Here is a 19,630-nt window from a genome sequence, read left to right as displayed (position 1 = left end):
TAAATCATCAACAGATATGAATCTTGCATTGCTCAGTATGTTCATCCCTACTTTCTTTTTTGTCTCAATCACGCCTGGTATGTGCATGACTCTCGCCCTAACGTTAGGTATGAGTATCGGTTATCGTCGCACGTTATGGATGATGATAGGAGAGCTTCTCGGTGTTGCGCTGGTGTCAGTCTCTGCGGTGTTAGGCATCGCTGCGATTATGCTCAATTATCCTTGGATGTTTATCGCGTTAAAGTTCATTGGTGGCGGTTATTTACTCTATCTTGGTGTTGAAATGTGGCGATCGCGAGGGAAACTTGCGATTAATGTCGACAACTTAGAAACACCAAAGAGTGACAATATCGCACTGATCATGCAAGGCTTCGTTACCGCAATCGCAAACCCAAAAGGCTGGGCATTTATGATTTCTCTTTTACCGCCTTTTATAGACCAAAACGCAGCGCTTGCACCGCAACTGATCATACTTGTCTCCATTATTTTACTGTTTGAGTTCATTTGCATGTCTCTGTACGCTACTGGTGGTAAAGGATTGAAACACGTATTAGGTCAGTCTAAGAATGTACGTCTAATGAACCGTATCGCAGGCACTTTAATGATGGGAGTTGGTGTCTGGTTGCTACTAAGCTAAGGCAAACTGGAAACAATGAAAAATATTCTGAATAAAATCGCTAAAGTCATGGGTGAAGTATTGGACTTTCAAGCCCGAGTTTGGGTTGTGAACGTCTATACCGGTGAGCATAAAGGCGAGTCTTATGTCGTTAATGAAGATGCTTTCTCTGTACCTCTTCAGTGGATGAAGAAGAAAGGCTACCAAGAGTCAATGTTGAATAAAGTCGAAGCAATGAAGCGCTCACAAGTCTTAGAGTTCGATTTGGGACTTGTGAAACATCGCTTGATGCGCGTGAAATAAGCACAAAAAAGCGCCACTCAAGATGAGTGGCGCAAGCACTTTTACCTTAAAAATAATGCTACGGCGCAGCGTCGATCTCAACTGGAAGATAATGTTTCGGCTCCAGTTTCAACCACTCAGGCAGCACAGTACCAATCGAAATCGAAGACCATGTACCCGACAGAACGCCAATAAACATGGCGGTTGAGAAACCAGCCAAAGGCGCTCCTCCCATAATCCATAATGCACCAACAGTGATCAATGTCGTACCAGATGTCACCATAGTGCGTGAAAACGTCGCGATAACAGCTTGGTCATTGATGTCTTCTGTTTTCCAACTCTGCTTCGCAATCAACAGCTCACGGATTCGGTCTGCAATGATGATCGAGTCATTCAATGAGTAACCTAAAATCGCCAGCACAGCAGCAAAAACGGTTAAGTTGAACTCCATTTGAGTAATTGCAAAGAAGCCAAGCACTAAGATCACATCATGGGCCAAAGCAAACAGTGAACCACTCGCTAAACGCCACTCAAAACGGAAACACAAGTAACCGAGAATACTCAACACACAAATCAACAATGCTAAGCCACCTTGCTCAAACAAGTCTTGGCCAACTTGAGCGCCAACTATACTGTTGCTGACAACATCAACTTGGTGAGAGATTGGCTTCAACACCTCTTCTACACTTGGCAACGTTTGCCCATCTTCCGGCGCAGAGTAACGAATCACCCAACGGCCATCTTCACCAGAGCGTGTCACTGACGCAGATTCACCAAGCTTTGGTTGCAGAACGTCAAGCAGATCATGGTTAGTTAGCTGCTTATCTACCTTTACTTCTGTCACCATACCGCCAGTGAAATCCAAACCTAGGTTCAACCCTTTAAAGCCTAGAGCGACGATGGCGATCACCGTTAAAATGATGGAAACTAGCGTAGTAAAGTAGCGAATTTTACGAATATTTTGTTTTAGCATTTCGACCATGATTAAACCCTCACATCACGACGGGCATCGCGGCCCCAAATTAAATTGATCATTGCTCGAGAGGCAAATACGCCTGTAAACATACTGGTTAACAAACCTAATCCGAGTGTTAAGGCAAAGCCTTGGATTGGGCCATTACCGATGGCGTACAAAATCACGGCGGTGATCATGGTAGTAATGTTGGCATCAAGGATGGTCGAGAATGCGCTGTCAAAGCCAAGATCAATCGCTTGAGCGAAGCTGCGGCCTTCACGCATTTTGTCCTTAATACGTTCGAAAATAATAACGTTGGTGTCCACTGCCATACCGACGGTTAACACTAAACCGGCAATACCCGGAAGCGTTAGAACCGCTCCTGGTAACAAAGCGATTAAGCCAAGCAAACAAAGCATGTTGGCACAAAGCGCCACGTTTGCTACCCAACCTAAGCGGCGGTACCAAAGTGCCATAAAGGTCAGTGTTAAACCCATACCTAAAGCCAGTGCTGCAAAACCGTTTTCAATGTTTTCTGCACCCAGAGAAGCACCGATTGTTCGCTCTTCCACAATAGTAACCGGCGCAGTTAGTGAACCCGCTCGAAGTAATAGCGCTAACTGCTGTGCATCGTCCATGCTACCTGCCCCAGTAATACGGAACTGGCTACCAAGTTGAGATTGAATAGTTGCGACGCTGATAACGCGCTCACTACGCTCAGTTACACCGCGATCGTTTGTTTTGTACTCTCGGTAAACGGTCGCCATTGGCTTGCCGATGTGAGTTGCTGAGAAGTCACTCATTTTCTTACCACCAGCGTGGTCAAGAGAAATATTTACCTCTGACATGCCCATTTTGTCGACACCAGCACGAGCGTTCACGATGTGCTCGCCCGTTAGAACTGGTCGTTTTGCCAAAATAACAGTACGACCGTCATTATCTTGAAGAACAAGATCTTGGCTGCTGTGTGCTTGGCTCGCATCTTTCACTTCATAAAACGCCAAGCTTGCTGTTGCACCAATAACGTTTTTCGCTTGAGCAGGATCTTGTACACCAGGGAGCTCAATTCGAATGCTCTCTTTACCTTGGCGTTGCACTAGTGCCTCTGTGATACCAAGTTCTTCAATACGACCACGCATGATCTTCAGGTTTTGTTGAAGAGTCGACGATTGAAATTCTTGGATATTTTGTTCACTCGGTTCAAGCACAAAGCCACGAGATGAACTTTTTGAAATCCAGCCCGGGTAGTTTTGACGCAAGAACTTGTTCACTTCCGACAATGCTTGCTCGCTGTCACAGTTTACCGTAATTCGGTTGCCACTTTCTGCTCGAACTTGCACACCACGAACACGTTGATCACGTAGGTTCGCTTTAATTTCATCAATCAACGCATCACGTTGTTCTTCAAACGCTTTATTCACATCAACATTCAACAGAAACTGAACGCCACCACGAAGGTCAAGACCGAGCTTAATTGGGCTAAAGCCCATCTCATTCAACCATTCTGGCGCAACCGATACGTATGAGAAAGTGATGCTGTCGTCTTTATTTAGCTCTTTGTTTAACAACGCACGAGCTTTACTTTGCGCATCTTCACCATCGAATACAATGGTTGTTTTGCCGTCTTTTTCGATGATTTTGTCGGCTGAAATATGGTTGGTTTTTAGCAGTTGATTCAGATGAACAACCGACATTTCACTGTTGTTTTGATCCGCAAACGTCAACTGGATAGAAGGCTGTTCGCCAAACCAAGTTGGTATAGCACTTAGGGTTAAAATAATGACTGTCGTGATTAATACGACATATTTCCAAGCTGAGTAGTGATTCATCAGCTTTCTGTTCTTTTGCTGCTTTGGTGTTTTTTTCATGTAAACATCATCCCTTCACAATGAAGTGAAGCTTTTAATAACAAGGCTTAACACACGACAGATGCTCCCAGAATAAATTCAGGGTATGAAATGCTCAGAACGCTCACGTCCTGTCGAATACAATCGTCGTGTTAAGAGTGCACAATGGTGCAAATAGATGGTGTTTAGGCAGAAAACTGACTATTGAGTGCGACGTACATGGCATTGGTCTCTTTCCAACCAGAAATGCGATGATCGCTTGTGAAATGATAAAATGTGGACTGGTTGTGACGCCAGTTAATGTCCATCAAGCTGTATGCGTAACCCGCATCAGCGTAAAACGGAGTCGTGAGATCGCCGACAAAATCTACGTGCTCGTCATCAAGCCCTTCCCGTAAGTAAGACGTCCAGCGTTGAGAGTTAAACAAAGCAACGGAATCGAGACTTGCATGGCCTTCAGATACTGGAGATTGAGAGCTTTCTTCTGAAACTTCAGAAAAATCGACGGAAGAGTTTGGCGATACACTTACGGCTACAAAAGGTTGTAGCTTAGAAAAGTGCGGTACGTGAGCCTTGTGGTCGATTTGCGCAGCAGATACATGCACTGGTAGCAATACCATTGCAAATAGCAGCAAAATCAACTTTCTAAGGTAAATCCAAGGCATAGGAACTCACTAAAAACACAAAGAGCCAAGTTAGGTCACTTGACTCGTTGATAGTATTCCTATTGATTATGGTTCACAACTAAAAAGTTATAAATCTCTGATTTCAGGTTTGCATCGTTATTGCATTTATCAAAACGTCTTTAGAGAACTAGTGTAATTGGTCGTGAGTTATCGATAAAAAATATCGCCCTTATCAACATCTAAGTAGATCTTGTTCTCTTGCTCCAAACCGCCACAATAGATGAAGTAAACGTTGCGCTTTTTGAACGTCACAGAACGAACCCAGCCTCCGAGCTCCTCAAAATCACTCGGTTCACAGGTTTCATCGTCTAACAATTGCTGTGTTTTCTTACGGAAAATATCCAAGTGAACTTTTAAATCATCCGACTTCTGTAGGTATTCATCCAATATCTCTAAGCGCTCTTGCTCTTTAATAACTGGCTCTGCATCCGATAACCCTTCAGCATTCAACCATTCGGCTTTTTCTTCTCCACCCTCTTCATAGACAAGATAGCCGGAGATTCGGTACCACCCATCTACTTTTTCTAACACCGATACTTTTTCTCCCTTATAGAGCGTATCGACAACTAAAGCATTAGGGTTAGGCTTGTTGTAAACATTGACACGACGCTCAATAACGTAGTACTCGGTAACTTCCGGGGGAACGGCTTCTAAATCCAGAATCGGTTTGGATGTTTCTTTTTGCAGTGACGATTGCTCGACTTGTGTAGCCTTTGGTGCTTCAGGTTCATCTTTCTGCATAAAGAAGAAATAGTATCCAGCCCCCGCTCCGCCGAGCAACAGCATGACAATCAATGCGACGAGAATTTTCTTCATGCCCTTTTCCTTTTCATTCTTTATTCTTATCCCACCAGCAGCACGCATGTCGTAGAAATTTGGGTATATACTCAAAAGAGCAGGTCAACTAACGCGAGCAATAATGATCAACAGACTCAATTGGATACTACTATTTCTTCTGTTCCCGATAACGGGGCACGCCAATATTCAATGTAACCCATCGTCGTGGAATGACAATCTTACCCAATTCAATCGTTTAGAGTCCAATTACAATCAGCATGTTGAGGTATTCAATACACTTTTGACCGAACATAAACAGCGTCAGTTATTGTCCGAAACCTTTTCACTGCATGAGCTCGTGCTACTTTGGCGTGCCAAGTCGAACCAAAATGTGTTCAAAGCGCAATTAAAAGCATCGATTCAATACAAAGAAGAGCTCACAACTAAAGCGAATCAGCTGCTTAAATTGAGCACACAATCCCAATGGTCAGCAAATGGGTGGGAGATACTGGCCCAGAAGTGCCGCGAGTCAAACAAAACAGCCAATCAAATAACTGCGGAATGGTATAACACCAACGCTTTGGAACTTGCTGAAGATTACAAGCGCCTCTCTTCACAATATCAAACTCTGTCACAAGTCTATGATAAAGAAGCCCGAGCGCTTCAATACGCTCAAGATGTTTCGAAGTAAAAACAGAGCCAGTTTTGAATAGACGATGTTGGTTTTTCACTCCAATATTGGACGTTATTCGTGCTTTTTATCTTTCCTTAGTCGTGAATGATATCAAATGTAAATAATGGGATTGTTCCCTTTGACAAACTTGACTAAACCATGACCAAGACAATCAATTTATAGAGACATACGTCACATTAATGCTTTACTTATGGACATTTTTTGGTTAGTTTAGCCATTAATAAAATTTAATAAAAAGTCACATTTGGCTGGAGATGATGCTACAAACATGGTTATCAATCGATTAAGTAACAGGGAATGTCCTAATGCTACCAAAGCCAAGTTTTTGTCAGTAGTTAGGCACGTAAAAGAGTTCGGTTCAATCAGTGATTTGGATCTTTGTAAAATCTTCGGAGAAACAATATGGAGTGATGGGAGGGAATACCATTCAGCCGCTTTCTCATTCAAGGTTGATAGATACACAGGTAACTGTGAAATCTCACAATACAAAAACCAATAAGGCTTAAGAATTTATAAGGCGGAGTCAGGAAACGGACTTCGCTTTTTTGATCATGGCAATCGTAAAGTCGTGCTCGGAGTACCCCTCAATCAATCGTGTATTCGGACACAGCAACCGACAATAGCGAAAGACACCTTCTTTATTGTGCGACGCTAACATTTTCATGCTGGGTAGTTTGGATTCATCCAACAAGTTAAACACACAACCTTTCTCTGTCGCTCGGTACATTTTATCAATCATTTCAATGGTATGATTTGGGTTGGTGGATTGATAGTTCAATGATCCGGAAGCAAAAACAAAGTCGCAACGAGGCAATACCAACGTTGAAAAGTCGCCACATATAAACTTACTTTGCGTACGAAAATCTCGTTTTCTGGCTTCAGAGATAAACTGTTTTTGCTGATCAATGCCAATATAGCTTTGAGGAAGCCCCCCCGTAAGTTCGATAAACGCTAACAAGTCTCCGTAGCCGCACCCAATATCTAAAATACTTGAACCGTCTAACGTTAACCCTCGGCACAACGCCTCAAAACGGCTGATCTGACTATACTTATCTGCCCATCCCAGAGTTCGGGCTCTGTCTTTACCAAACTGTCTATATCGCTTTCGATGATAGTGGGCAATCTTAAGTCTATCGAAAAATTTCATCTTTCTTATGCATAAATCGGCAAACTGCCATTTCCTTTCACTTGTCTAATCGCCAGGTGGGTATGAATATCTTTCACATTTTCTAATCGCTGTAACTTTCTAGTAAATGTTTCATAGCCAACGAGGTCTTTGCTGACCACCTCTAACAGGTAATCATAGGCCCCTGATACGACATGGCATGAGATCACTTCATCCATCTCAACAACGGCATGTTCAAACTCATCAATCGAAGAAGCTTGGTGGTTATTTAAACTCACTTCAACAAATACAGTCATCGCGATGCCTACAGTGTCTCTGGACACAATAGCTCGATAACCACTTATTACACCTTCCTGCTCCAAACGCTTAATGCGTCTTGCACAAGGTGATGCCGATAGCCCTACTTGGTCAGCAAGTTCTGCCGTTGTCAGAGTGGCATCCTTCTGCATTAGGTTGATAAGTTGCCTGTCAATTTTATCCATTTATTCTTCCGTGCCTTTAATCACCAACAATTAACACTTATACGCAATTTATCACCAACATCAAGCCTAATTACGTCAAACTTTGCCTCCCTTTGGCAAGAGTTTTATTCAACAATTAACACATCATTTACAAATGGACATGTCGATAATGATCTTGGGATACGCAGCTATATTAACGACCTTACTGCTTTGGTCTGGTTTCTTTATTTCTTTAAAAGGGGGCGCAATTTCTGCCTTGCAGCCAGCCGATATCGCGTTAGTTCGCTTTCTAATCCCAAGTATAATTTTATTACCATTTGTGATTAAGCATAAACAGTCGCTGCGCGTGGTGCCTAAACGCTACCTGGTTGGTGTTGTGGTTGGAAGCGGCCTTCCCTATCTTCTGGTCGTCGGAACGGCTATGCATTTCGCTCCCGTGGCGCACGGCAGTGCATTAGTACCTGGCACTTTGCCATTGTTTGTTTCTGCTATCGCGGTACTTTGTTATCAACAGTCGCTGAGTGCTCACCGCTTAATCGGGCTTTCTACGGTGTTGTTAGGCATTTTTGTTTTTCTTCTTTCGAATAGCGGCGCAGAGTACAACTGGTCTCAGTTGCAAGGGCATATCCTGTTTCTAACTGGCAGCATCATGTGGGCTGCTTTCACCATCAGCGCTCGTGTCGCCAATCTTAATGCACACGTCTGTGCAGGATTCGTTGCAATCGCGTCTTTGGCTCTGCTCATCATCGCCGTTGGTTTCGGGTGGGTAGACAGTTATTTGGTGGTAACACCGTTTAGCCAGTGGCCATGGGAGGAGTTATTTGGCCACGCGATGCTACAAGGTGTTGGCGCAGGTTTAATCGCTTCTTTCACTTTCATTTATGCAATTAGGATCATCGGTGCCGAAGCCAGCGCTGCTTTTGGCTCATTAACTCCAGTCGTCGCGACACTTCTTGCCGTTCCAATTTTTGGTGAACAACCAGATTCTCTCACTTGGTTAGCGCTGATGTTGGTCACATGCGGCAGTATTGTGGCAAGCCAAATCTTTATGAAAGGTGGAATGAACCAAACTTATCGCCCACCACTTCACAGATAGCGATGATTTTACAAAAACTTATGCCCTACTATCTTGAATAACAAAATGGCGTTTTGATAGCCTCAGCTTAACTAAAAATTAAAACGCCAATGTGATGCCAGCCACTCATACTAAAGATGAACTGCATAGGTTTCTCAAACCGGGAATGAAACTTTCTACTAATTTCGAATTTGGGCCTAAGGATCAATATACGTATTCCACCACCTATCTTGGGATGAAAGAAAATGCTTATTTGATTCTTGATATACCAATGCGTTTGCTTGAAGAGCAAGTGATGAGAAAACTCCCCAACACCGATATCATAGTGCGTGGTGTATCAGATACGGAGTTAGGCCATGTCATTGCGTTTAAGTCCAGCGTGCTGACGACGACCGTTCGACCATCTCCCCTTTTGTTTATCCGCATTCCAGGAACATTTGCAACCAAACCAGTTCGGGAACATGAGCGTTACAAGTTGCAAATGGACTGTAACGTTATTCATGCAGGGAATGTCTACGACGGTAGCCTTATCGATTTCTCTCTAGCAGGTGTTGGTATATCAACCTTGATTGAGCCCGAATTCAACGTGGGTGAGAGTGTTACCATCGAATGCCCGTTAAGCCACTATATCGGAGAAGAAAATCGATGTGTCATTGCCAACATTAAGAAATTGGCGAAGGGATGGGTAGTTGGAATTAAGTTTGCTAGTTCCATTGAGATGACTCACGAACTAAAAACAGAGTTACTGGAGCAATCCTTTCTAACCAGTAACGTCTGAACTTACTGCTCGCTAAAGCGCGTCGCCTCAAAGCTGTTGAGTATTCTGTGAACCGTATAGGTCACAAGCAGCGTCGCAACAATAGCAAACAAAATACTGCTCACGCGATACAGCGCACTGAACATTAAGTCACCATCCGGAGTAAGATATTGGCCGAACAAAATGCCTAATGTGGTTAAGCCACCAAATCCGGCTCCCGAACCGCTAGACTCTTTCACGTGCATATAGCTGAACATCATAGCCCCAATCCAAAGCAATGGGACGATAAACAATAAGGTATCCGACCAATCGTATAATACAAGTTGTCCGACAACACCAAAGGTCACCCCCATCAAGGTCCCCATTGCTCTTTTTCGCGCATACCCTAAAGCACCGTTCCAATGCATAGGAAACAATAAAAGTAAGGTTGTCGCCTGAGCAGACATAGAGTCACTGAGGTCAAATAGCTGGAATACAAGGAAAGACATTGTAGCGATACTCGCCCCCATAAGGGCTTCATGACGCATTCGATGACTCTGTTTAGGCTGCGACGGTTTCGCTGGTGGCTGACGAGGTTCCGCATCGGGAATCAAAAATGTCACCACATAAGCAACGATCACTGAAATAACATTCGCTTGCAGATTGCTAAATATTAGGTCATTTAAGTCAGTGGTTGGATAACTCGCAAAATGCAGCATGATGCTTAAGCTCAGTACGCTGTTCGCTCCAAATAAGAATAAGCTCCCTTTTGACATACAGGCGAATTTATACAGGAACAACCCGAATGCAATGATTGTCATCATGCCAGGGTGCCCACCAAATAACCCACCAAGAACACCAACTTCTAATCCACACACAACCGCTGAAAAAATCAGTTGTCGTGCGGCATGTAGACTCATGACTGGCACCATTCCAAGTAACAGCATCGGGGTTACAGTAAAGAATACGCCATAGTTCCAACCAAATACTTTACATAAAGTGAAACCAATGGTCGCACCAGTTGCAATGCGCAAACACTGACGGAAGTCGTTTTCCGACATGGGGTGGTCCCATAACTTCATATCGCCTCCTCGTTAATAAATATAATGAAGAAGACTCAAGAATTGGATCTGGCACCTCGCTAACCAGCCAGATAATGCGTTTTCTGGCAACAACTGCACGGTTGCTCGTGCCCCTGCTGGAAATGCACGCTGCTGAGGCTCATCGATAGCTAAATGTAAACGTAAGCGCTGCGCGTCTCTCACCCAACGGTTTGAGTCAGTTGGTGTTGCTAAGCGACCATCCGCATCGAACTGACCCGAGCTGACCCCGGCATCCACACTCGTAATACGAGCTTCAAATACATCACCAGGTAAGCTATCAAAAGCCACTAACGCACGGCTGTTCTGATTAAAGTGTCGTAAACTCTTTTCACGAAAGTCGGCAATGATATCCACGTCATCGGAGACTAAAGCGACAAGAGGTGTACCAGCTGCCGCATAGGCCCCCGTCTCCAGCTGCAAGTTAGCGACAACGCCATCATGTTCCGCCGAGACTTGAGTGTAAGACAGATTAAGTTCCGCTTGTTTTAGCTGGTTTTGCGCTACGCGGATATTCACATTCGTCGCGCCTAAATCACCGCGGTTTACTTCCAACTCTTTTAAACGAGCACGTGCGGCCAGTAAGTTCGCTTTAGCTGCCGTTGCACTGCTCTGTGCGTCATCGCGCTGCTGTTGCGAAGTACCATTACGGTGAAACAGAGTATTAAGACGTTTTGCTTCGCGAACTTTTTGTTCCGCCACGATTTTGCTCGCTTCAACGTCTGCTTTTGCCGCAGCAATAGAAGCATCAAGTTGTTCGTTGTTTTGAATCACACGCTCAAGGTTAAGTTGAGCCTTTTCTACGGCGAGCTGATAAGGCTGGGGATCAATCTGAAATAGTAGATCGCCTTGGCTTATTTCTTGGTTGTTGGCAACATAAAGATGCGTAATCTGCCCACTCACACGGGGGGCCACTTTAGTTACCACACGCGTTGCCATTGCCTGAGGCGTCAACGGCATGGCGAGATCTGCAACTAGAAAATAGGCAAAGACAAGGACAAACGCGACGCAAGAATATTTGATCCAACGTGCGAATTTTTGATCTGGAGTCATAGGCGTTTACTTCTCTTTTTATTCGGTTTTCTGACTTATTCGCTAAGTGAATCAAGCGCATTGTGAGCAATCTGATCAAGAATCAATGAAAGCTGCTGAAGTTCCTGGTCGTTGATGTCCGTTAGGAGCTTGCTTCGAACTTGAAGAATTCGAGCCTCCATTTGCTTTAGTAGGGTTTTCCCCTCTTCTGTGAGGCTAACAATACGTGCTCGCTTATCGTGTTCACAGCAATGGCGAGTGATCAGAGATTGCTCTTCTAATAATTTTAATGTTCGCATCAACGACGCTAACTCGATCTCAAGCGCTTCAGCCAAATGCTTCTGACTGATGTTGTCACCCATTCGATAAAGCTTCCATAACGCAGTCCAACGCGGATACGTTAGGTTTAAAGGCTCTAACTCACGATCTGCAACCATTTTCCATAAACGAGCAACACGAGATAATTTTTCAGCCAGAGAAAGGTCTCGCAAACTGTTGATGTCTTGAATCATAAGATCTACTCAATTACTTAGCGTGCTAAGCAATATAAAATAGTTAGCACGCTAAGTAAATATCTTTTTGTGATTGAAATCACGTTGGGTGTGTCAGTGAAGGGGCAGAAATCTAAGTAACACAACACGATGTTTGAATTTGAAATGCTGCGATGTACACAACAAACGTCGAGACCAATAAAGTCTGAAAAGTCTGAAAAGTCTGATTTGTATAAGAGTAAAAGAGGCAGATACAAAAAAGCACAACCCACAGTCATGGTGTTGTGCTTTTCAGATAATGAATAATTGGGTTATCTCGTAGTGAGCCAATTATTCATGTTCGCTCGACTAAGAACCGCTGCTTAAAATCCACAAATGCTTCATGGAGCGCATTTTCTTTAATCGGCTTGAGAAGCACGTAATTCGCACCCGATTCCATAAAGGCGTCACTGGTTTCTTTCGCGGTGTCAGCAGTACACGCATAAATTGGCGTGCCTAGTTTTAGCTTTTGTCGGATCTCTTTGGTCGTTTCAATTCCACCAAGATGCGGAAGTTGGTTGTCCATCAGTATCAAATCGTAAGTATGATCTTTTAAGAATTCCATTGCTTCTAACCCATCTTTCGCCCAATCAACCTGCATTTTGTACTTGTTACAAAACGCTTTTAGAATGAATGCGTTAGTATGGTTATCCTCTACCAACAGCACTTTGAGACTCTCTGCAAATAGTTCACCTGGCTTAACTCGCAAACTCGAATCAAGAGGGGTGAGTACTCGCTCACGATCTTTCACTGGCATTGTAATGACAAAAGTCGTTCCTAAGCCTTTCTGACTGCGGACTTGAACATCACCTTCCAGCATGTCGACAAGGCTCTTCACAATGGTCAGCCCTAAGCCACTGCCACCGTATTCTCGAGTCGTTGTTGCTTCTTCTTGAACAAAAGGTTCGAACATTTGGTCGAGTTTGTCAGACTCGATGCCGATACCTGTATCCGTAATTTCCACGACCAGTACACTATTGTCAGCGCCATAGAACTGCTCAAGTTCCGCATGCAAGCGCACGCTACCCGAGGGCGTAAACTTTACTGAGTTACTGACTAGGTTGAATAAAATTTGGTTCAGACGAACTTGGTCAGTAAAGATTTCAACATTGGGATCTATTTTGTTTTCAATGACAAGGTTGACGCCTTTACTTTCACAAATAGGACGATAAATGTTTTCTAACGTTCGAATTGTATCAGTGAAAGAAAACGGGTGCTTTTGGATATTAAACTTACCCTGCTCAATCTTCGAAAAGTCCAAAATATCATTCAAAACAGCAAGTAAGTGCTCACCACTATGTCGAAGTACGTCAATTTGGTTATTCTGCTCTTCTGTTTCCACAGAGTCTTTTAGCAATTGAGCAACCCCTAAAATTCCATTGATTGGCGTTCGGATCTCATGGCTCATTTTAGCCAGAAAGTCGGCACGGGCTTGAGCAGATTTCTCTGCTTCTTTGCGCGCCAAGTTACTCTGTTTTTCCGCCTCAATTAGCGTGGTTATATCCTGACCTTGAACAATAATACCGCTAATATCTCCATCAACTCGAATCGGCGATAAGTTCCAGCGATATACTTTGTCTCCAATTGGCACATTAACGCCTGTCAACGTAGCTCCCTGAGCCGCCATGCGAAGGTGTGGCATCAACTTTTCTTTGAAACCTTTGAACACTGGGTGCATGGTTTCAATATCGTTTTCCATGACTAACTCTTTGCGTGCTGCCGGATTGATTTGGACAAGCACACCCGATTCAGACCACACCATAATAGGAGATAACGCAAAGTTAAACAGGTCGCGGAAAGAGCGCTTTTGTGCTTCAAGCTCTTCAAAAGTGTTTTCTAGTGTCGAACCAATATGATCGAATTCCTCAATATCTGACCCCTCAAAGCGCTCAAATCCTTTTTCTTCACGAGCCGAGCGGGTATATGCCATCAGAGATCCTAACTCTTCAACTACTCGATTCTCGATCCATTCTTTAGTCATTAGCGCAATCATGACCATACCGATAACTGAGGCTAGCATTGCTAGCAGGTGTTGGATTTGCAATGTCACCACGCTCTGATTGTCTTGCACAGTAAGCAAGCACAAGTCAGTCTCGGCGGCATTTACCTCAATAGGGGTTTTGATGATCAATAATTGGTCAAGCTTGTGCTGGGACTCTCGTCGTTTGAGTACGTCAAATATTTGATAAGCCTCATCTCCTACTAATGAGCTTGCCAATGGTGTGTTGTTAGCGACCAACACAACATTGTCGACGTTGCCTTCATTTTTTAACCTTTCCATCAACCCAAAGTTATTATCTAAAACAACAACATTGTAAGAGTACCCCATCACTTCACCGGTTTTAGGTTGTAAAACGGGTACACGACGAAGTAAAAGATGGCGAGTTCCCATCGGGGTCTGTGAGGGTAGATAATACCAGTTGTTGCTAAAGGTCACTTGACTGGCAAGTCGGCTAAGTATCAGGTTGTTGATGCCATAGAAATGCGCGTTGCCATCGTCCCAAATAATACCTTGATGATCGGTTAGGAAACGAAACTCTGGTGTATGGGAAGGATCACTCTGGTCAATACTCATGAAAAAGTAATTGAGTGCCTCTTCATCACGTTCTGTATAAAAATCCAATACAACATCACTTTTCGAATTGCTGTTGTGATGAATCTGAATCGCTGCAAAATGGCTATCAAAAATGTTCAGGATCAGGGCAGAGGTCTGCTGCTTGGTTCGGTCGACTTCCTGCCAAATAATCTGCTTCGAGAAGTAATAACTCTGAACAAAGATGCCTAGAATGATCGGAGCAAGTACGAGAATAATTATTTTGGTAATAAGCGTCGACAGTGAGCGACGCTTTCTTGTTTTTGATGTAGTTGTCATCAATTATCTGAGTATCTAAATGCACGTTTTCTTAATGCTTCAATTCTTTCTGGAGAGTCCGATTTGGTAACGACTTCAAAATCACCAGAGTAAACGGTGGGAACTGGCTTTCCTTCTAAATCCCACTTAATGGCCTCAGCCATTGCAATACCTGTATCATCGTTCATACGCATAACGGTAACGTCTAACTCCCCTTTAGAAAGCGCCTCTAACTCTGCTGAACCGCCGCCCCAACCATTGATCATTACATCGTCACGACCTAACTCTTTAAGAGCGTCAACAGCACCTAATGCTACATCGGTAGAACACGCGTAAATGAAATCAACGTCCGGATACTTCTCCAAACTGGCTTTTGCAGCTTCATACCCAGATTGCTTTGTTGCTTTGGTGTAGTAAGCAGATTGTAGTTCAAACTGGTTATCGCGGTTCACTTGGTTGATAAAAGTGTTGCCTCTGATGTCACTAATGTAGCCCTCCGAGAAATAGAGAACACTATAGTGGCTATGTTTAGGGAAACGCTTGCCAAACTCAACGGCCAATTCACGACTTCCTTCTGCGTGGTCGAAACCAACATAAAGAAACGGCTGATGATGTTCCCAATCCCTAACAGGTGTGGTGATATTTTGTAAGATTAACTTGGTTTTCTTTGAGTCTAAGACATGCTCAACAAACTTACGATGTCTTGTGGTATCTAGAGTAAAGATCAAGTAATCGGAGTTGCTTTTCAGCGCCTCCATTAAAGACAAACTTTGCTGCTTTATATCTGCATTAGGACGAGTAAACACTTGATTTAGTTGATAGTCGATATCAAGCTTATCTAGGCGTTTTTCAAACGCATCGATGTTTCGAATCCAATAATCAGAGATCTGCTGCCCTGGATAAACAACAGAAATTTTCAGTGGACGCTTTTTGTCTTTTGCTACGGGTACAGGGGTTTCTCTTACCACTTCAGCCAACGCACTAGTTAACTGCTTCTGTTGTGGAAACTGGTCTAAAAACTCTTGATATGCCCAATACCCATTAAGAACTTGGGTGGCCTGCACATTCGGCGCAAAAGCGGCCATTGAAATCAGGGAGAATACTAACGCTTTTTTCATCTACTGCTCTTTTAGCTTTTTTATGAGCCTAATTCAGCTCTATTCATTACCTAGCCGAGTCATCCTATACTCTTGTAATCTACCTTCCTCTTAGTGCCTGTTTCAATAGTAAATTGGTTCTTGGTCTGAGTGGATGCAAATAAAGTACATTGAGTCGCTTCCTTTGTCTCGATAACGTAGAGACATTTCGCGCTTTTCATATTCAGGACCTTTAAACAGAACACCAGCCCATTATGCGTCAGTTTATTCCTACATGGTACTCCAAAAACAAAAAGAAACCGCCAATGTGACATAGGCGGTTTCCGTGTATCTTTGCGTAGCAAGGGCTTATCAGAGTGCCACTATCTCTAACATCATTTGTTGATGTTCGTCGACGACAATATTTGCTTTTGACATAACGAGCAGCTCTTTCTTCGCTTTAGTTAGTTGCTTAATATAGTACTCTGCTCGCATGGCAAGCGTCTTTGAGTCAAAATCCGATGACCATTCCAATACCAAAGGGCCTTTTCCCTTCAAAGCTTTCGCTCCTTTTCCGGTTTGGTGCTGATTGAATCTTCGTTCAACATCATTGGTAACACCACAATACAACGCGTTGCGGTTATTTCGTATCAGATAGACACTCCAACGCTGCGTTGTATTTTCCATCATGAAAGCAGTGACTCAACCTTAGCTTTTAATTCATCCAGCTCTTCTTTCAGCTGAGCGACTTCGAGCTCTAGCTGACTTACTCGATCGGAGCTCGAGCTTGCAGCAGACACAGGCGCTGCAAGTTCGGACGCATCAACATCACCACAGAACAAATGCATATAACGCGACTCCCGCTTACCAGCCTCACGTGGTAATTTGACCACTAATGGTCCTTTCTCTTCGCTTGCTAAATGCTCAAGGACCGTTTCCACTTCTTTTACATCATGAAATGTCGCGAGACGATTAGTACGAGTACGAATTTCCCCAGGTGTTTGAGCACCGCGCAAAAGCATACAGCATACAATGCCCTTCTCCTGCTCTGTCAGCTTTAAATCACCAAATTCCGTATTACAGAAACGGTGTTGATACTTGCTGACGCGGCTGTTGAACGCACTTTCGTCACTGACGAGCCTGCGCTCAATAAGAGCATCAACGGCATCGAGAACGTCTGACTCAGAGAGTGACATCACGGGATCACGGTTGCTTTTTTGATTACACGCGTTGGTTAATGCGTTTAGGCTGAGGGGGTAAAGATCTGGGGTAGTGACTTCTTTTTCGATCAAGCAACCAATAACTCGTGCTTCAATTGCCGTTAGCTCAACTTTCATAATGCATTTCCTTATTATTTTTGCATTTGACTTTGTACCTAAATCGCTTCGAAATCATACGCCATAAATTCACACAGCAGTGCAAGAAGCGTTAGCGATTCAGGTGTTGGTGTCAGGCTAAAGCATAGCGTAAGACCTGACACCCCTTACGAATAGGGTCAGGTATCAATGCTCCGAGAGAATCGGCACTCTCGTCAAATTGCCATCTTGGTCGACCATCATTATTTTTGAACGATTAAGCTCAACTTCGATGATTTCGAGTTGCTCGCGGGCGTTGATATACGCCGTTTTTAACTTTTCAGCCACAGAGCGAGTGACTTGCTCATTATCTTGACTATTTACTTGCTCCGCAGTGTTACCAGAGTCCATATCAAGTTCATCATTTTGCATTCAATGGTGTTGATAATATAGTGAAGGCCACGTTATGACAATGAATCGATGGATTCTACGATGTTGGCCAAAACTCGAAGAAAGCAGCACGATTATATGGACACAGCGCAATTGGTTGAGAAATGTTCAACTCTGCATTGCTATTGATCTAAAGACTGTTATGCCACTGGATGTTGTGCTTTAATCGAGGAAGATATTCATAAAATTAGGAAAGAGAACTATGAGTAGCGTATTTGAAATCGTTAACCAAGCTCGTCGTAAAAACAAACTAAAACGTGAGCTTCTTGATAACGAGAAGAAAGTTCGTGATAACCGTAAACGTGTTGATCTTCTAGAAAACCTTCTAGACTACATCAAACCAGAAATGACTCACGATGAAATCGTCGCAATCATCAAAAATATGAAAGCAGACTATGAAGATCGTGTTGATGACCACATCATTAAAAGCGCTGAGATCTCTAAAGCACGTCGTGACATCAGCCGTCGCATTCGTGAGCTGACTGAAGAAGACAAGCAAACTAGCGGCAAAAAATAAACGCGTAAGCTAGATTTTCGAACCCCGAGCAAGAATATCTTCCTCGGGGTTTATTTTTGTCTCTAAACTAACCGCCGTGTACAATCAATCTAACTCTTATTCCTAACGCATTCAGCTTTCTATGTCTTCAACTACGACAAGTACACAACCAACGCTTGCAAAACAATTATTTACGATGACCTGGCCAATGCTATTTGGCGTTCTGTCTTTAATGAGCTTTCAGCTTGTGGATAGCGCGTTTATCGGTCAACTCGGCGTTTTACCGTTAGCCGCTCAAGGTTTCACTCTGCCTTTGCAAATGGTCATTATCGGTATTCAAGTTGGTTTAGGGATCGCAACGACAGCGGTCATTTCTAAAGCTCTTGGGGCGAATGAAAGTCGGTATGCCAAACAACTTGGCGGATTGGTATTGATGATCGGCTCAATTGGTGTCGCTATTTTTGGCGGGCTCATTTGGCTTTTGCGCTACCCCATTTTAGCTCTATTAAGCGCTCCAGAATCTGTTATGCCGATAATCGACAGTTACTGGCCTTGGTGGTTATTAAGCTCATGGACTGGTGCGGTTTTGTATTTTTATTACAGTATCTGCCGAGCTAATGGCAATACAATGTTACCTGGCACAATGATGATGATAACCAGCGGCGTGAACCTTGTGCTCGACCCGCTATTTATTTTCACGTTTGACTTGGGTATTAACGGAGCGGCAATAGCAACCATCGTCGCTTTTGGGTTTGGTATTTTAGTCGTCGCTCCTCGCGTGAAAAAGAATCACTGGGCAACGACACAATGGCAAGATCTTAACGTAGACAAAAGTGTTGCATCTATCGGTAACATTATGGGCCCTGCGATGATTAGCCAACTGCTGCCACCGTTGTCTTCCATGCTAGCAACAAAATTATTGGCAAGCTTTGGAACCGCAGCAGTCGCCGCTTGGGCGCTTGGTTCACGCTATGAGTTCTTTGCTATCGTTTCGGTCTTGGCGCTGACAATGTCTATGCCTCCAATGGTTGGACGCTTACTTGGAGCAAAGAACTATGAAGATATCCAAAGGCTCGTCAGTATTGCCGTAAAATTCATTCTAGGTTTCCAACTTTTGATTGCTGCCATTACATTTGCCGTCGCAAACCCACTCGCATTATTGATGACAAGTGATGTGCAAGTGGAGCAAGTCTTGGAAATGCATTTACTGATAGTGCCGATCAGTTTGGGTTCATTAGGGGTTTGTATGCTAATGGTTTCTCTTTGTAATGCATTAGGCAAATCTTACACCGCGCTCACCATTTCAGCGCTGCGCTTGTTTGTCTTTTTCCTACCGTGCTTGTGGGTTGGCGCTCAAATGGATGGAATCCGAGGTTTACTCTTAGGCGCTTGTATCGGCAACCTGTTAGCTGGTGTTTCCGCATACCTAACCTATCGCCAAACCATACGCAAACTCGCAGGCGCTCAAGCCAACGCGTAACGATGAATAATCAGAACTAAGCCCCTGAAATGGGGCTTAATCGTTTTGACACCTTGTCTAAGTTG

22 protein-coding genes are annotated in these 19,630 nt (G+C 43.7%); 8 read left to right on the top strand and 14 right to left on the bottom strand.

What is annotated here, in order from left to right; translation table 11 throughout:
- Positions 1-16 precede the first annotated feature (16 nt).
- Positions 17-637 carry a LysE family translocator gene (locus L3V37_RS04205; protein ID WP_021035942.1) on the top strand — a complete coding sequence of 207 codons (621 nt, stop codon included), beginning with the start codon at positions 17-19 and terminating at the stop codon, positions 635-637.
- Between the two features lie 15 nt (positions 638-652).
- Complete coding sequence (locus tag L3V37_RS04200) at positions 653-919, top strand: hypothetical protein (protein WP_005389279.1); 267 nt, start codon at positions 653-655, stop codon at positions 917-919.
- A gap of 58 nt (positions 920-977) precedes the next feature.
- On the opposite strand, the gene secF is transcribed toward L3V37_RS04200, so the two are convergent.
- The 4 genes from secF to L3V37_RS04180 all read right to left on the bottom strand — a co-directional run bounded on the left by secF (position 978) and on the right by L3V37_RS04180 (position 5,202).
- Positions 978-1,880, bottom strand: coding sequence for a protein translocase subunit SecF (secF, locus tag L3V37_RS04195; protein WP_005373567.1), 903 nt, complete (start codon positions 1,878-1,880; stop codon positions 978-980).
- 2 nt (positions 1,881-1,882) lie between these two features.
- On the bottom strand, positions 1,883-3,721 hold the full coding sequence (secD, locus tag L3V37_RS04190) for a protein translocase subunit SecD (protein WP_053304528.1): 1,839 nt from the start codon (positions 3,719-3,721) through the stop codon (positions 1,883-1,885).
- Between the two features lie 164 nt (positions 3,722-3,885).
- Entirely contained in the window at positions 3,886-4,365 is a 480-nt protein-coding gene (locus tag L3V37_RS04185; protein ID WP_005373572.1) for a hypothetical protein, read from the bottom strand.
- A 168-nt stretch (positions 4,366-4,533) separates the two neighbouring features.
- Entirely contained in the window at positions 4,534-5,202 is a 669-nt protein-coding gene (locus tag L3V37_RS04180; RefSeq protein ID WP_237305887.1) for an SH3 domain-containing protein, read from the bottom strand.
- A gap of 103 nt (positions 5,203-5,305) precedes the next feature.
- On the opposite strand from L3V37_RS04180, the gene L3V37_RS04175 reads away from it, so the two are divergent.
- The gene (locus tag L3V37_RS04175) at positions 5,306-5,854 is read left to right on the top strand and encodes a hypothetical protein (RefSeq protein WP_017635183.1); all 549 of its coding nucleotides are present in this window, start codon (positions 5,306-5,308) and stop codon (positions 5,852-5,854) included.
- Between the two features lie 271 nt (positions 5,855-6,125).
- On the top strand, positions 6,126-6,356 hold the full coding sequence (locus L3V37_RS24230; protein ID WP_080276950.1) for a hypothetical protein: 231 nt from the start codon (positions 6,126-6,128) through the stop codon (positions 6,354-6,356).
- A gap of 24 nt (positions 6,357-6,380) precedes the next feature.
- Here the strand turns inward: L3V37_RS24230 and L3V37_RS04170 are convergent, their stop codons facing one another.
- The gene (locus tag L3V37_RS04170; RefSeq protein WP_054576117.1) at positions 6,381-7,004 is read right to left on the bottom strand and encodes a class I SAM-dependent methyltransferase; all 624 of its coding nucleotides are present in this window, start codon (positions 7,002-7,004) and stop codon (positions 6,381-6,383) included.
- Between the two features lie 5 nt (positions 7,005-7,009).
- Positions 7,010-7,465, bottom strand: coding sequence for an Lrp/AsnC family transcriptional regulator (locus L3V37_RS04165; RefSeq protein ID WP_186585449.1), 456 nt, complete (start codon positions 7,463-7,465; stop codon positions 7,010-7,012).
- A gap of 148 nt (positions 7,466-7,613) precedes the next feature.
- Between L3V37_RS04165 and L3V37_RS04160 the strand changes: the two genes are divergently transcribed.
- Together L3V37_RS04160 and L3V37_RS04155 are read left to right on the top strand one after the other, a co-directional pair.
- Positions 7,614-8,540, top strand: coding sequence for a DMT family transporter (locus L3V37_RS04160; RefSeq protein WP_053307237.1), 927 nt, complete (start codon positions 7,614-7,616; stop codon positions 8,538-8,540).
- A gap of 94 nt (positions 8,541-8,634) precedes the next feature.
- Positions 8,635-9,297 (top strand): flagellar brake protein, encoded by a 663-nt coding sequence (locus L3V37_RS04155; RefSeq protein ID WP_237305919.1) that lies wholly within the window; start codon positions 8,635-8,637, stop codon positions 9,295-9,297.
- A 2-nt stretch (positions 9,298-9,299) separates the two neighbouring features.
- Here L3V37_RS04155 and L3V37_RS04150 read toward each other — a convergent pair whose 3' ends face one another.
- The 8 genes from L3V37_RS04150 to L3V37_RS04115 form a co-directional block, all read right to left on the bottom strand.
- A complete protein-coding gene (locus tag L3V37_RS04150) occupies positions 9,300-10,337 on the bottom strand; it encodes a DUF2955 domain-containing protein (RefSeq protein WP_065275183.1) in 1,038 nt (345 codons plus the stop codon).
- 12 nt (positions 10,338-10,349) lie between these two features.
- The gene (locus L3V37_RS04145; protein ID WP_005373588.1) at positions 10,350-11,408 is read right to left on the bottom strand and encodes an HlyD family secretion protein; all 1,059 of its coding nucleotides are present in this window, start codon (positions 11,406-11,408) and stop codon (positions 10,350-10,352) included.
- A gap of 35 nt (positions 11,409-11,443) precedes the next feature.
- Positions 11,444-11,899 carry a transcriptional regulator SlyA gene (gene slyA / locus L3V37_RS04140; protein ID WP_005373589.1) on the bottom strand — a complete coding sequence of 152 codons (456 nt, stop codon included), beginning with the start codon at positions 11,897-11,899 and terminating at the stop codon, positions 11,444-11,446.
- Positions 11,900-12,212: 313 nt separating this feature from the next.
- Positions 12,213-14,789: a quorum-sensing autoinducer 2 sensor kinase/phosphatase LuxQ gene (gene luxQ, locus L3V37_RS04135; RefSeq protein WP_169644399.1), complete on the bottom strand. Its 2,577-nt coding sequence runs from the start codon at positions 14,787-14,789 to the stop codon at positions 12,213-12,215.
- Complete coding sequence (locus L3V37_RS04130; RefSeq protein ID WP_005385634.1) at positions 14,789-15,886, bottom strand: autoinducer 2-binding periplasmic protein LuxP; 1,098 nt, start codon at positions 15,884-15,886, stop codon at positions 14,789-14,791. Before L3V37_RS04130 ends, luxQ begins: the two co-directional genes overlap by 1 nt.
- 330 nt (positions 15,887-16,216) lie before the next feature.
- Positions 16,217-16,534, bottom strand: a complete 318-nt coding sequence (locus L3V37_RS04125; RefSeq protein WP_005373593.1) for a GIY-YIG nuclease family protein — start codon at positions 16,532-16,534, stop codon at positions 16,217-16,219.
- Positions 16,531-17,181 (bottom strand): YceH family protein, encoded by a 651-nt coding sequence (locus tag L3V37_RS04120; RefSeq protein ID WP_005373594.1) that lies wholly within the window; start codon positions 17,179-17,181, stop codon positions 16,531-16,533. Before L3V37_RS04120 ends, L3V37_RS04125 begins: the two co-directional genes overlap by 4 nt.
- Before the next feature lie 165 nt (positions 17,182-17,346).
- A complete protein-coding gene (locus tag L3V37_RS04115; RefSeq protein WP_031777159.1) occupies positions 17,347-17,550 on the bottom strand; it encodes a hypothetical protein in 204 nt (67 codons plus the stop codon).
- 241 nt (positions 17,551-17,791) lie between these two features.
- Between L3V37_RS04115 and L3V37_RS04110 the strand changes: the two genes are divergently transcribed.
- Positions 17,792-18,106 carry a DUF496 family protein gene (locus tag L3V37_RS04110; RefSeq protein ID WP_005373603.1) on the top strand — a complete coding sequence of 105 codons (315 nt, stop codon included), beginning with the start codon at positions 17,792-17,794 and terminating at the stop codon, positions 18,104-18,106.
- Between the two features lie 121 nt (positions 18,107-18,227).
- Positions 18,228-19,565 carry an MATE family efflux transporter gene (locus L3V37_RS04105; RefSeq protein WP_237305886.1) on the top strand — a complete coding sequence of 446 codons (1,338 nt, stop codon included), beginning with the start codon at positions 18,228-18,230 and terminating at the stop codon, positions 19,563-19,565.
- Positions 19,566-19,630 lie beyond the last annotated feature (65 nt).

Origin of the sequence: Vibrio sp. D54 (assembly GCF_021728075.1) — a bacterium.
Classification (GTDB): domain Bacteria; phylum Pseudomonadota; class Gammaproteobacteria; order Enterobacterales; family Vibrionaceae; genus Vibrio; species Vibrio alginolyticus.
Note: the sequence above shows the minus strand (reverse complement) of the source record. Positions and strands in the feature narration are given on the sequence as shown.

Excerpts from the sequence above, each read along its gene's own strand:
- L3V37_RS04125 (WP_005373593.1), bottom strand. The coding sequence starts at position 16,534 with ATGATGGAAAATACAACGCAGCGTTGGAGTGTCTATCTGATACGAAAT.
- L3V37_RS04180 (WP_237305887.1), bottom strand. The coding sequence starts at position 5,202 with ATGAAGAAAATTCTCGTCGCATTGATTGTCATGCTGTTGCTCGGCGGA.
- L3V37_RS04145 (WP_005373588.1), bottom strand. The coding sequence starts at position 11,408 with ATGACTCCAGATCAAAAATTCGCACGTTGGATCAAATATTCTTGCGTC.
- L3V37_RS04155 (WP_237305919.1), top strand. The coding sequence starts at position 8,635 with ATGCCAGCCACTCATACTAAAGATGAACTGCATAGGTTTCTCAAACCG.
- L3V37_RS04105 (WP_237305886.1), top strand. The coding sequence starts at position 18,228 with ATGTCTTCAACTACGACAAGTACACAACCAACGCTTGCAAAACAATTA.
- L3V37_RS04175 (WP_017635183.1), top strand. The coding sequence starts at position 5,306 with ATGATCAACAGACTCAATTGGATACTACTATTTCTTCTGTTCCCGATA.
- L3V37_RS04170 (WP_054576117.1), bottom strand. The coding sequence starts at position 7,004 with ATGAAATTTTTCGATAGACTTAAGATTGCCCACTATCATCGAAAGCGA.
- L3V37_RS04130 (WP_005385634.1), bottom strand. The coding sequence starts at position 15,886 with ATGAAAAAAGCGTTAGTATTCTCCCTGATTTCAATGGCCGCTTTTGCG.
- L3V37_RS24230 (WP_080276950.1), top strand. The coding sequence starts at position 6,126 with ATGGTTATCAATCGATTAAGTAACAGGGAATGTCCTAATGCTACCAAA.
- L3V37_RS04120 (WP_005373594.1), bottom strand. The coding sequence starts at position 17,181 with ATGAAAGTTGAGCTAACGGCAATTGAAGCACGAGTTATTGGTTGCTTG.
- L3V37_RS04205 (WP_021035942.1), top strand. The coding sequence starts at position 17 with ATGAATCTTGCATTGCTCAGTATGTTCATCCCTACTTTCTTTTTTGTC.
- L3V37_RS04165 (WP_186585449.1), bottom strand. The coding sequence starts at position 7,465 with ATGGATAAAATTGACAGGCAACTTATCAACCTAATGCAGAAGGATGCC.
- L3V37_RS04115 (WP_031777159.1), bottom strand. The coding sequence starts at position 17,550 with ATGGACTCTGGTAACACTGCGGAGCAAGTAAATAGTCAAGATAATGAG.
- L3V37_RS04185 (WP_005373572.1), bottom strand. The coding sequence starts at position 4,365 with ATGCCTTGGATTTACCTTAGAAAGTTGATTTTGCTGCTATTTGCAATG.
- slyA (WP_005373589.1), bottom strand. The coding sequence starts at position 11,899 with ATGATTCAAGACATCAACAGTTTGCGAGACCTTTCTCTGGCTGAAAAA.
- L3V37_RS04200 (WP_005389279.1), top strand. The coding sequence starts at position 653 with ATGAAAAATATTCTGAATAAAATCGCTAAAGTCATGGGTGAAGTATTG.
- luxQ (WP_169644399.1), bottom strand. The coding sequence starts at position 14,789 with ATGACAACTACATCAAAAACAAGAAAGCGTCGCTCACTGTCGACGCTT.
- secF (WP_005373567.1), bottom strand. The coding sequence starts at position 1,880 with ATGGTCGAAATGCTAAAACAAAATATTCGTAAAATTCGCTACTTTACT.
- L3V37_RS04110 (WP_005373603.1), top strand. The coding sequence starts at position 17,792 with ATGAGTAGCGTATTTGAAATCGTTAACCAAGCTCGTCGTAAAAACAAA.
- L3V37_RS04160 (WP_053307237.1), top strand. The coding sequence starts at position 7,614 with ATGATCTTGGGATACGCAGCTATATTAACGACCTTACTGCTTTGGTCT.
- secD (WP_053304528.1), bottom strand. The coding sequence starts at position 3,721 with ATGAAAAAAACACCAAAGCAGCAAAAGAACAGAAAGCTGATGAATCAC.
- L3V37_RS04150 (WP_065275183.1), bottom strand. The coding sequence starts at position 10,337 with ATGAAGTTATGGGACCACCCCATGTCGGAAAACGACTTCCGTCAGTGT.